The following is an 11564-nucleotide window of genomic DNA, read 5'->3' on the forward strand; positions in this document are numbered from 1 at the left end:
GCGGCGACCGCCGAGACCCACTACGTGATGGTGGCCCCGCACAACGTGGGCGGCTCGGTGCTCACCGCTGCCAACCTGCAACTGGCGGGCTGCACACCCAACTTCAAGATCCTCGAACACTTCAACGACTTCGCGGACGCCGACATCAAGAAGGTCGTCAGGGGCGCCCCGCAGGTCGACCCGGCCACCGGCTGCTTCGCCCTCTCCGAGGCCCCCGGGCTCGGGGTCGAGCTGGACGTCGAGGCGGCGGCCGAGTTCCCGCAGCAGCAGGCCCGGTTCGACCTGTGGGCCGAGGGCTGGGAGAAGAGGCAGCCCAAGTGAGCGAGGCGGCCCCGGTGGGCGCGGACTCCCGGTCGCTGCTCGTCGACCGGCCCGGCGGCCACCGGCTGGTCCGTGAGCCGCGTCCCGAACCCGGCCCCGGCGAGGTCCGGGTGCGGGTCGCCGCCGCCGGCATCTGCATGAGCGACCGCGAGCTGTACGACGGCCACCGCGACGCGGCGTACGTGCGCTATCCGGTGGTGCCCGGACACGAGTGGGCCGGGACGGTCGAGGCGGTGGGCGCGGGCGTGGACGCCCGGCTCGTCGGGCGGCGCACGGTCGCCGAGGGCTTCCGGTTCTGCGCGACCTGCGAACGGTGCCGGCACGGGGAGACCTCGCTGTGCACGGCGGGGTACGACGAGACGGGGTTCACCCGGCCCGGCGCCTTCGCCGACCACGTGGTGGTCCCGGCCCGGCTGCTGCACCCGCTCGCCGACGACGCCGACCTCAGGGCCGCCGCGCTGCTGGAGCCCGCCGCGGTGGTCGCGGCGGCGGTACGGGCCGGGGCGCCGCAGCCGGGTGAGCGGGTCGCGGTGCTGGGGGCGGGGACACTGGGGCTGCTCGCGGTCCAGCTCCTGGCGGCCTTCTCGCCGGCCGAGCTCACCGCGATCGACCCCCGGGAGCAACGGGCCTCACTGGCCCTGGACTTCGGGGCGAGCCAGACGCTCGGCCCCGGGCAGGCCGGGGAGGTGCGCGGACGCTACGACCTGGTCGTGGAGACCGCCGGCGCCCCGAGCACCGCCGCCGACGCGTGCCTGCTGGCGCGCCGGGGCGGCCGGGCGGTGCTGACCGGGATGTTCACCCCGGGCGCGGCGGGCATCGACCCGGTGCACCTGTCGCTGAGCCAGCTCACCGTCCGCAGCGTCTTCGGCGCCTCCTCGGCGGCCTGGTCCCACGCGGTACGGGCGTTCACCGCCGGGCTGCTCGATCCGGCACCGCTGATCACCCACGAGTTCCCGCTGGAGCGGTTCGCCGACGCCGTGGCCCTGGTGGGCTCCGGGGACCCGGCGACCGGGAAGGTGCTGCTGCGCCCTTAGGCGTGGGCCCGTACCGCCCGGCACGCCGAGGCGTACCCCGGGAACCGAACTCCGTCCGAAATACCGAACACGAAGGAGCTGTCGTGAACGACGCCCCTGACTCAGCCGCCCCCGACACGGGCCCGCGCCGCCCCGGTGGCGCCGCGCTCACCGCGCTCGGCCTCGGCCCCGCCCCCCTCTCCCCCGCCGACGCCTCCCCGCACTCCTTCCCGGACGGCGGGAGCTGGCGTACCGAGGTGCCGTCCGTGGAGGGACCGGAGGCCCTGGACGTCGTACTCGGGGAGTCCGCGAGGCTCGGCGTCCCGGTGCACCGCGTCAGCCAGGGCAGCGGCATCTGGATGCTGACGGACGCGGAGATCACCGAGATGGTGGACGCCTGCGCCGAACAGGGCGTCGAGCTCTGCCTGTTCACCGGCCCGCGCGGGACCTGGGACACCGGCGCGTCCGCGCGTACGGACTCCGGCGGCGCCGGGCTCCGCGCCCGGGGGCACGACGCCCTGGCGGGGTGCGTGGAGGACGCCCTGCGCGCCACCGGGCTGGGGGTGAGGTGTCTGCTCGTGGCGGACGAGGGCGTGCTGTGGACCCTGCACCGGCTGCGGGGACAGGGCGTCCTGCCCGCGGACACCACCCTCAAGGTGTCGGCGCTCATCGGGCCCGTGAACCCGGCCTCGTACGCCGTGTTCGAGCAGCTCGGCGCCGACTCGGTCAACGTCCCGTCCGACCTGACGCCCGCCCAGCTGACCGAGATCCGCCGGGTCTCCCGGGCCCCGATGGACCTCTACATCGAGGCTCCGGACGACCTGGGCGGTTATGTGCGGATGTACGAGGTCGCCGAGCTGATCCGGCGGGGGGCGCCGCTGTACCTGAAGTTCGGCCTCTCCAAGGCGCCCGGGATCTATCCGTACGGCCGGCACCTGCGGGAGCTCGCGCTGGCCACCGCCAAGGAGCGGGTGCGGCGCGGGCGGCTCGCGCTGGACCTGCTCGCGCGGCACGGGGCGGACGGGGACATGGCCCCGCTCGGCGGCCGACTGCCCGGCCCGCTCAACCGCTTCGAGACCTCGTCATAACGTTCCGGAAACTCTCCCCACAAAAGAAGACACAGCCGCGCACAATCCCACACACCTGTTCTCGATCGATCTGCCCGCAGCGTTCTGGCACCACCGGACCGGACCCCCACACCTCCCAAGGAATGATGACTATGCGCAACCGCAGAGCCGCACTTGCCGCCGTGGCCTCCGCCGCCTCCCTCGCCCTCGCACTGACCGCCTGCGGCCGGAACAGCGAGGGCGGCAGCGAGGAGGACAAGGGGGGCTCAGGCGACGCCACGGTCGGCATCGCGATGCCGACCAAGTCCTCCGAGCGCTGGATCTCCGACGGCGCCAACGTCGTGAAGGAACTGAAGTCTAAGGGCTACAAGACGAAACTCGTCTACGGCGAGGACGACCCGGACCAGCAGGTCTCGCAGATCGAGAACATGATCACGCAGGGCGTGGACGCCCTGATCGTCGCCGCGATCGACAACAAGTCCCTCAACAACGTGCTGCAGCAGGCCAAGGACGCCGACATCCCGGTGATCTCCTACGACCGGCTGATCCTCGGCACCGAGAACGTCGACTACTACGCCTCGTTCGACAACGAGAAGGTCGGCGAGCTGCAGGGCTCGTACATCGTGGACAAGCTCGGTCTGGAGGACGGCGAGAAAGGCCCCTTCAACATCGAGCTGTTCGCCGGCTCCAACGACGACAACAACACCCGGTACTTCTTCCAGGGCGCGATGAACGTCCTGAAGCCGTACATGGACAAGGGCGAGGTGGTCGTCAAGTCCAGGCAGACCGCGCTCAACCAGGTCACCACCCTGCGCTGGGACGGCGGCGCCGCGCAGCGCCGCATGGACGACCTGCTGACGTCGACCTACCGCAGCGCCACGGTGGACGCGGTGCTCTCGCCGTACGACGGCATCTCCATCGGCATCCTCTCCGCCCTGAAGTCGGACGGCTACGGCTCCAAGTCCAAGCCCATGCCGGTGGTCACCGGTCAGGACGCGGAGCTGGCATCCGTGAAGTCGATCATCGCGGGTGAGCAGACCCAGACCGTCTACAAGGACCTGCGCAAGCTCGCCGAGGTCGCCTCGAACATGGTCGACGCCTCCCTGAACGACAAGAAGCCCGAGCTCAACGACTCCAAGACCTACGACAACGGTGTCAAGGTCGTCCCCGCCTACCTGCTGCAGCCGGTCAGCGTCGACAAGGACAACTACAGGAAGGCGCTCGTGGACGACGGCTACTACACCGAGAACGACCTCAAGTAACCGGGCCGACTCAAGGATTGGAAGGCACGACCATGGCGGGACCCGTCCTGGAAATGCGCTCGATCGTCAAGACCTTCCCCGGTGTCAAGGCGCTCTCGGACGTCACACTGACCGTGCGTCAGGGCGAGGTCCACGCCATCTGCGGAGAGAACGGCGCCGGCAAGTCGACCCTGATGAAGGTGCTCTCCGGCGTCCATCCGCACGGCAGCTACGAGGGGGACATCCTCTTCGAGGGCCGGACCTGCCGGTTCAAGGACATCCGGGCGAGCGAGCAGCACGGCATCGTGATCATCCACCAGGAGCTGGCGCTGGTGCCGTACCTCTCCGTCGCGGAGAACATCTTCCTCGGCAACGAGCACGCCGAACGCGGGATGATCAACTGGAACGACACCCTCAGGCACGCCGGTGAACTGCTGCGCAGGGTCGGCCTCGACGAGCACCCGGAGACCCGCGTCGCCGACATCGGCGTGGGCAAGCAGCAGCTGGTGGAGATCGCCAAGGCGCTGTCGAAGAAAGTGAAACTGCTCATCCTCGACGAGCCGACGGCCGCGCTCAACGACGAGGACAGCGGGAAACTCCTCGACCTGATCCTCTCGCTGAAGGAACAGGGCATCACCTCGATCATCATCTCGCACAAGCTGAACGAGATCCGCCGGGTCGCCGACTCGGTCACGATCATCCGCGACGGGCACTCCATCGAGACGCTCGACGTGAAGGCGGCGGAGACGACCGAGGACCGGATCATCAGCGGGATGGTCGGCCGCGACCTGGAGAACCGTTTCCCGGAGCGGACCCCGCACCACCCCGAGGAAGGGGCCGCGCCCGCCCTGGAGATCCGCGACTGGACCGTGCACCACCCCATCGACCAGCAGCGCAAGGTCGTCGACGACGTCTCGATCGAGGTGCGGCGCGGCGAGATCGTCGGAATCGCCGGGCTCATGGGCGCCGGCCGCACCGAGCTGGCGATGAGCGTCTTCGGCGCTGGCGATGAGCGTCTTCGGCCGCTCCTACGGCCGGTACGCGGGCGGCACCGTCCTCCGGGACGGCGTCGAGGTCCGCACGAAGACGGTCCCGGAGGCGGTCGGGCACGGCATCGCGTACGCCACCGAGGACCGCAAGCACTACGGCCTCAACCTCATCGACACCATCAACCGGAACATCTCGCTGACCGCTCTGGGCAAGGTCTCCAAGCGGGGTGTGGTCGACGAGCACGAGGAGCGGCAGGTCGCCGAGGGCTTCCGGAAGTCCATGAACATCAAGGCGCCGACCGTCTTCGAGCCGGTGGGCAAGCTGTCCGGCGGCAACCAGCAGAAGGTCGTCCTCAGCAAGTGGATCTTCGCGGGTCCCGAGGTGCTGATCCTGGACGAGCCCACGCGCGGCATCGACGTGGGCGCCAAGTACGAGATCTACACGGTCATCGACCAGCTGGCCGCCCAGGGCAAGGCGGTCGTCTTCATCTCCTCCGAACTGCCGGAGCTGCTCGGCATGTGCGACCGCGTCTACACGATGGCGGCGGGGCGGCTGACGGGTGAGTTCTCGCGGGCCGAGGCCACGCAGGAAGCACTGATGCGTCAGATGACGAAGGACAAAGAGGTAACCCGATGAGCACGGACCTGACCGCCAAGAACCCGGACCCCGCGCCGCCCGGCGGAGGCGGGAAGGCATCCGGTGACGGCCTGCTGCAGCTGATGCTCGGCGGTATGCGCCGCAACATGCGCCAGTACGGCATGCTGATGGCCCTCGGCCTGATCGTGGTGCTGTTCGCGGTGTGGTCGGGCGGCGACCTGCTGCTGCCGCGCAACGTCTCCAACCTGGTGCTGCAGAACAGCTACATCCTGATCCTCGCGATCGGCATGATGCTCGTCATCATCGCGGGCCACATCGACCTCTCGGTGGGCTCACTGACGGCGTTCATCGGCGCGATGTCCGCCGTGCTGATGGTCGAACACGATCTCTCCTGGCCGCTCGCGGTGGTGCTGTGCCTGGCCGTCGGCGCCGTCGCGGGCTCGGTGCAGGGGTTCTTCATCGCCTACCTCGGCATACCGTCGTTCATCGTGACCCTCGCGGGCATGCTGCTCTTCCGCGGTCTGACGGAGATCGTCCTGAAGGGCCAGACCCTCGGTCCCTTCCCGAAGGACCTGCAGAAGATCGCCAACGGCTTCCTCCCCGAGGTCGGCCCGGACACCAACTACCACAACCTCACCCTGCTGCTGGGCTTCGCCCTGATCGCCTTCGTGGTGCTCCAGGAGGTCCGCGACCGCAAGCGGCAGCAGGAGTTCGCCCTCGACGTGCCGCCGGTCAAGCTCTTCCTGCTGAAGCTGGTCGCCCTGGTCTCGGCCGTCCTCGTCGTCACCCTGCTGCTCGCCAGCTACAAGGGCGCCCCGGTCGTGCTGCTCATCCTCGGCGTGCTGGTCGTCGGGTTCGGCTACCTGATGCGCAACGCGGTCATCGGCCGCCACATCTACGCCATCGGCGGGCTACGCCATCGGCGGCAACCTGCCCGCGGCCAAGCTGTCGGGCGTGAAGGACAAGAAGGTCACCTTCCTGGTCTTCCTGAACATGGGCATGCTCGCGGCCCTGGCGGGCCTGGTCTTCGCCGCCCGCTTCAACGCGGCCTCCCCCAAGGCGGGCCTCAACTTCGAACTGGAGGCCATCGCGGCCTCGTTCATCGGCGGCGCGTCGATGAGCGGCGGTGTCGGCACGGTGCTCGGCGCCATCATCGGCGGTCTGGTGCTCGGCGTCCTGAACAACGGGATGAACCTCGTCGGCATCGGCACCGACTGGCAGCAGGTCATCAAGGGCGCGGTGCTGCTGGCCGCGGTCGGCTTCGACGTCTGGAACAAGCGCAGGGTCGGCTCCTGACACCGGACCGGTGACGAGAGCGGCGCTCCCGGACGGGAACGCCGCTCTCGCTGCGTCCAGGCCCCCGTCGGACGAGCGGGATCACGTTCCGGGACACCGGCTCCGGGACGGCCGTGAGCGTACCGTCCCGGAGCACCGTGCCTTCGCCCGGACGCTGGGGATGACCCGGTCCGGCTCGGACAGGGTGTCGCGGGCCTCGGGTTCGGGGTCGGCGTCGGCCACCACCCGGTGGTCGGCGACCGTGCTCAGCTCCAGCCCGGCAGGGCCACGTCGAGCGGCAGGGAGGCCGTTCTCGCCGCACTTGGCGGTGGTGTGTACGTGGGCGAGTCCACCCGGACGGTCAGCACTTCGCCCCGTCCGTGACGGGCCGTCAGCGCGAAGGGGTGGAAGGTGGTCTGCCGCCGGGCGGGGCCGCCCGGCTCGGTCGTGATCTGCGCGATCACGTCAGCCAGCTGCGCCAGGCAGGCCGCGGCCACCCGGTCGGAACGCCGCAGCAGCGCGCTCAGGAGGCCTCGGGCCGGTCCGGCGGGTCTCCCGCGTCTCCCGCTGGAGCCGGGCCCGGTGCCAGACGTACCACTCGTCGAAGCCGAGGTCGATCCTCTTGTCGGACTGCAGACGGGCACCGACGTGGTCGCAGGTGGCGACGACACGTTCGATGAACGCACGGCGGAGGGCCGCACCTGACGGGATGCGGCCCTCGGACGTGCGGGGCGCCGGCTCAGGCGACCGACAGGTCCACCGTGATGTTGCCGCGGGTGGCGTTCGAGTACGGGCACACCTGGTGCGCCTTCTCGACCAGGGACCGAGCGGTGTCCTGGTCGACGCCCGGGATGGAGGCGCTGATCGCCACCTCCAGGCCGAAGCCGCCGGCCTCGGTCTTGCCGATGGAGACGGACGCGGTCACCGTCGAGCCGGTGATGTCCACCTTCTCCTTACGGGCGACCACGCCGAGCGCGCCCTGGAAGCAGGCGCTGTAGCCCGCCGCGAAGAGCTGCTCGGGGTTGGTGCCGGCACCGCTGCCGCCCATCTCCTTCGGCGGGTTGACGACGACGTCGAGCTTGCCGTCGTCGGTGGAGACGCGGCCGTCACGGCCGTTCTCGGCGGTGGCGACGGCGGTGTAGGCGACGTCGATGCTCTGGATGGTCATACGGGTGACTCCTCCTGCTGTTGCACCGCGGTTCGCGCCCACGACCGCGGCGGCCTGCGTCGAGCCTATCGGGTGGCGTCGAGGGAGACGATCATCTTCCCGGTGTTCTCTCCGCGCAGCAGGCCCAGGAACGCGTCGAAGCCCTTCTCGATGCCCTCGACCTTCGTCTCGCGGTACTGGAGCGCACCGGAGGAGAGCCAGCCGGCGACCTCGTCGACGAACTGCGGCTGGAGCGCCGAGTGGTCGCCGACGAGCATGCCCTCAAGGCGCAGCCGCTTGCCGATGACGAGGGCGAGGTTGCGCGGGGCGGGGGTGGGCTCGGTGGAGTTGTACTGCGCGATCATGCCGCAGATGGTGGCGCGGCCGTGCACATTGAACGAGGAGATCGCGGCCTCCAGGTGCTCCCCGCCGACGTTGTCGAAGTAGACGTCGATGCCGTCGGGGGCGGCCTCGGCGAGCTGCTCCTTGACCGGGCCGTTCTTGTAGTTGAAGGCCGCGTCGAAGCCGTACTCCTCGGTGAGGAGCTTCACCTTCTCGTCGGATCCCGCCGAGCCGATGACCCGCGAGGCGCCCTTGAGCTTCGCCATCTGGCCGACCTGGCTGCCGACCGCGCCGGCCGCACCGGAGACGAAGACGGCGTCGCCCTCCTTGAAGGAGGCCACCTCGAACAGGCCTGCGTAGGCGGTGAGTCCCGTCATGCCGAGCACACCGAGGTAGGCGGAGAGCGGGGCGAGGGAGGCGTCGACCTTCACCGCGTGCTCGGCGGGCACCTCCGCGTACTCACGCCAGCCCTTGCCGTGGAGCACGTGGTCACCGACGGCGAAGCCCTCCGCCTCCGAGGCGATGACCTCGCCGACCGCACCCCCGTCCATGGGGCGGTCGAGCTCGAAGGGCGGGGTGTACGACTTCACGTCGTTCATCCGGCCGCGCATGTACGGGTCGACCGAGAAGTACAGGTTGCGCACGAGGACGCGGCCCTCGCCGGGAGCGTTCACCGGTGCCTCGCGGAGCGCGAGGTCCGAGGCCTCGGGCCAGCCGTGCGGGCGGGCGACGAGGTGCCATTCACGGCCGGAGGCGGGAAGTGCTGCAGACATGGGTGGGGGGTCTCCTCGTGTCTCGCGGACGGGTAGCGGAAATGCTTCATTACCTGAAACAACCATGCGCCTACATATTTCATGTTGTCAAGCAATTGGGTATCCTGTGTGTCATGGCCACCCCGCGCACGGACCCGCTGACCCTGGACGTCATAGAACTGATCGGTGGCGTCGTGGCCCGCTACCACGAGGAGTACGACCGCGCCGCCTCCGCGCACGCCCTGACCGGTGCGCAGGCCAGGGTCCTCGGCCTCCTTTCCCTGGAACCGATGCCCATGCGCCGGATCGCCCGCCGGCTGAAGTGCGAGCCCTCCAACGTCACCGGCATCATCGACCGGCTGGAGCTCCGCGGCCTGGTGGAGCGCCGTCCCGACCCGGCGGACCGGCGGGTCAAGCTGGCCGCCGCCACCGAGGAGGGGACCAGCACGGCCCGGCAGCTGCGGGACGCACTGGACTTCGCCCGGGAACCCCTCGCCGAGCTCACCGTGGCCGAGCGCACGCTCCTGCGCGACCTGCTGCGCCGGATGCTGGGCACGGAGCCGGAGCTCTGAGGGAAGCCCTCAGGTGCAGAACCAGAGCCACCGGGTGCAGGTCTCGGTGGGGGACGGCGTGGGCGCCGGGTCCTCCTCCGGAGGAGGGTCGGGCCGTGTCGGGCTGTCGCTCGGAGCGGGGCCGGTGGGCTCCGCGGGGGCTCCGCCGTCGTCCGGGCCCGGGGTGACGGACGGCGAGGCGTCCGCCGTCCCCGACACCTCGGGGGAGGCGGAGCCGGACGTCTCGGACTCGGCCGGCGACGCGGACGCGGACGCGGTGGCCGAGGGCCCGCCGGAGTGCGAGGCCGTGGCCGGGACCGCGGTGGACGAGGCCACCGGTCCGGGTGCGGCGGGACCGGTGCTCGCCGAGGGTCCCGGGCCGGTCCCGGTGACGGCACCCGTCGCGTCGGTGACGTAGTCGGAGGCGCCGTCCTCGTGCTCACCCTCGGTCGCCAGCTCGGCCAGGCTCAGCGCCGCGGCGGCCAGCACCACTCCGGCCGCCGTCACCAGCATCCCGCGCCCCCGCCGGCGGTGCCCCCGGCGGCCCCGCCCGCGCCGCCGTCCCGGACTGGCGGACAGGAGGGGTTCACCCGTAGGCCCGGGGTCGCGGTCGCCCGGATCCGCCGGAGCGGTGAAGGGGGTCAGCGCCTCGGCGGGCGTACCGCAACCGGCACACGCCAGGGCGCCGTTGAGATGCCGTCGGCACGGCCGGCAGTAGTCCATGGCGCCCGCAGACTAGACGCGCGGGCCCCGCACACGGAAGACGCGCAGGTGAGGATCCTGTGAGGAAGTCCGGTTTCCGGAGCCCGCCGTCCGATAAGCGGCAGACGGGGCAGGATGGGCGCCATGACCGCTCCCGCCCCGTTCGGGCCGCTCGACTTCCAGCTCGTCCTGCTGCGCCGGATGGCCGACCACCAGCCGGGTCTGGTGGAGGACGCCCGCCGTGAACTGGGCGCCACCCTCGCCGGGATGAGAGAGGCCAACCGCCGCTGGCAGGCGATGGTCCGGGCCCCGCGCGGCCGTGGCGCGCTGCGCCGCTACCGCTCGGTCCTGGGCGAGCCGGAGTCCTCCGTACGCCGCGCGGTCGGCGACCTGGAGTGTGACGCGCTGCTCTGGCGGCTGCCGCTCTGGCCGGACCTCCGCTTCGAGGTGATGGCCGGCCCCGGCGGGGCCGTGTGGAACGAGTGGCTGGTCCGCGCCCCGGGAGCCCCCTCCCCCGACCTGCGTACGGCCGGCGACCTGCTCCCCTGGACGTGCACCGTGGACGAGGTGGCCCGGGCCTTCGCGCCGGCCCGCCCGATGGAGGGCAGCGCGCCCACCCGCTGGGCCCTGGCCCTCACCGATCCGTCCGACCACCGGCCCTGGGTCGCGGAGTTCACCTGGGGCCTCCTCCAGCGGCTGCTCCCGGGCCGCGACTGACACCTGGCGACCCGTCAGTTCCGGTTCCCTCCGACGGCTCATCCAGCGCGCGCCGCCCCGGGCCCGGCGGGACGATGCCAGGAAGACCGGCTGCCGCTGTGTATAAGAGACAGTCTCGATCAGTTGCGCCGTTGCCATCTCGCCGTCGACCTCGGGGCCGCCAGGACCCGTGTGTACCTCAAGGGCCTGGGCCTCGTCGTCGACGAACCCAGCGTCGCCGCCGTGAACACGCGTACCGGCTCGCTCATCGCCGTCGGGACGCTGGCCGAACAGATGACCGGCCGTACGCCCGGCTACATCAGGGTGGCCCGCCCGGTCTCCGGCGGGACCGTCGTGGACATCGACATGGCCCAGCGCATGCTCCGCCACCTGCTCGGGGAGAAGCTCCGCCGTCAGCTGCGCCGCAAGCCCCGGCTGCGCGCCGCCGCCTGCACCCCGCACGAGAGCGACCCGCTGGCCCAGCGCGCCACCGTCGAGACGCTCGTCGGACTCGGGGCGCGCCGGGTGGACCTGGTGGACACCCTGATCGCGGCGGCCGTCGGCTGCGGTATGCCGGTGGAGCAGCCGACCGCGACCATGATCATGGTGTGCGGCGCGGCCACCACGCAGATCGCCGTGCTCTCGCTGGGCTCGATCGTCACCGCCGTCCGCGTCCCGATCGGCGGCGAGGCCATCGATCACGCGGTGATCCAGTACCTGCGCCAGCACCACCAGCTGATGCTGCCGAGCCAGTCCGTCCGCCCGCTCCAGCTCGCCCTCAGCGGCAGCGGCCTGACGCCGGGCGGTCCCGCGGTCACCGACATCCACGGGCGGGACGTGGCCACCGGGCTGGCCCGTACCGTCCAGGTG

General features: G+C 71.1%; 10 protein-coding genes and 4 pseudogenes. 9 read left to right on the forward strand and 5 right to left on the reverse strand.

From position 1 onward, the window contains the following. The 6 genes and pseudogenes from IH13_RS0108805 to mmsB all read left to right on the forward strand — a co-directional run. On the forward strand, positions 1-321 hold a 321-nt coding region (locus IH13_RS0108805; RefSeq protein ID WP_031082618.1), incomplete at its 5' end, for an enolase C-terminal domain-like protein. A 14-nt stretch (positions 322-335) separates the two neighbouring features. Further along, on the forward strand, positions 336-1355 hold the full coding sequence (locus IH13_RS0108810; RefSeq protein ID WP_031082620.1) for a zinc-dependent alcohol dehydrogenase: 1020 nt from the start codon (positions 336-338) through the stop codon (positions 1353-1355). Between the two features lie 83 nt (positions 1356-1438). After that, a complete protein-coding gene (locus tag IH13_RS0108815; RefSeq protein ID WP_031082622.1) occupies positions 1439-2422 on the forward strand; it encodes a hypothetical protein in 984 nt (327 codons plus the stop codon). Positions 2423-2553: 131 nt separating this feature from the next. Further along, the gene (chvE, locus tag IH13_RS0108820; RefSeq protein WP_031082623.1) at positions 2554-3663 is read left to right on the forward strand and encodes a multiple monosaccharide ABC transporter substrate-binding protein; all 1110 of its coding nucleotides are present in this window, start codon (positions 2554-2556) and stop codon (positions 3661-3663) included. Positions 3664-3695: 32 nt separating this feature from the next. Next, positions 3696-5268: pseudogene (gene mmsA / locus IH13_RS37020) on the forward strand (multiple monosaccharide ABC transporter ATP-binding protein). Continuing rightward, positions 5265-6525, forward strand: a pseudogene (mmsB, locus tag IH13_RS37025) (multiple monosaccharide ABC transporter permease). Before mmsA ends, mmsB begins: the two co-directional pseudogenes overlap by 4 nt. Here the strand turns inward: mmsB and IH13_RS40615 are convergent. From IH13_RS40615 to IH13_RS0108855, 3 genes and pseudogenes are all read right to left on the reverse strand, one after another. After that, positions 6458-7188: pseudogene (locus IH13_RS40615) on the reverse strand (alpha-L-arabinofuranosidase C-terminal domain-containing protein); the annotation flags it as partial. The pseudogenes mmsB and IH13_RS40615 overlap by 68 nt on opposite strands. 55 nt (positions 7189-7243) lie before the next feature. Continuing rightward, the gene (locus tag IH13_RS0108850; protein WP_031082634.1) at positions 7244-7672 is read right to left on the reverse strand and encodes an organic hydroperoxide resistance protein; all 429 of its coding nucleotides are present in this window, start codon (positions 7670-7672) and stop codon (positions 7244-7246) included. Between the two features lie 65 nt (positions 7673-7737). Beyond that, on the reverse strand, positions 7738-8766 hold the full coding sequence (locus tag IH13_RS0108855; RefSeq protein WP_031082637.1) for an NADP-dependent oxidoreductase: 1029 nt from the start codon (positions 8764-8766) through the stop codon (positions 7738-7740). Positions 8767-8879: 113 nt separating this feature from the next. On the opposite strand from IH13_RS0108855, the gene IH13_RS0108860 reads away from it, so the two are divergent. Next, the gene (locus tag IH13_RS0108860; protein WP_031082638.1) at positions 8880-9317 is read left to right on the forward strand and encodes a MarR family winged helix-turn-helix transcriptional regulator; all 438 of its coding nucleotides are present in this window, start codon (positions 8880-8882) and stop codon (positions 9315-9317) included. A 9-nt stretch (positions 9318-9326) separates the two neighbouring features. On the opposite strand, the gene IH13_RS37035 is transcribed toward IH13_RS0108860, so the two are convergent. After that, positions 9327-9809, reverse strand: coding sequence for a hypothetical protein (locus IH13_RS37035; protein WP_037841019.1), 483 nt, complete (start codon positions 9807-9809; stop codon positions 9327-9329). Positions 9810-9929: 120 nt separating this feature from the next. Continuing rightward, a pseudogene (locus IH13_RS46050) lies at positions 9930-10019 on the reverse strand (SCO2400 family protein); the annotation flags it as partial. Positions 10020-10142: 123 nt separating this feature from the next. Between IH13_RS46050 and IH13_RS0108870 the strand changes: the two are divergent. Next, the gene (locus tag IH13_RS0108870; RefSeq protein WP_031082641.1) at positions 10143-10715 is read left to right on the forward strand and encodes a hypothetical protein; all 573 of its coding nucleotides are present in this window, start codon (positions 10143-10145) and stop codon (positions 10713-10715) included. A gap of 102 nt (positions 10716-10817) precedes the next feature. Beyond that, positions 10818-11564: rod shape-determining protein (locus IH13_RS0108875; protein ID WP_031082643.1), on the forward strand; the 747-nt coding region annotated here is incomplete at its 3' end.

Origin of the sequence: Streptomyces sp. NRRL WC-3549 (assembly GCF_000721935.1) — a bacterium.
Classification (GTDB): Bacteria; Actinomycetota; Actinomycetes; order Streptomycetales; family Streptomycetaceae; genus Streptomyces.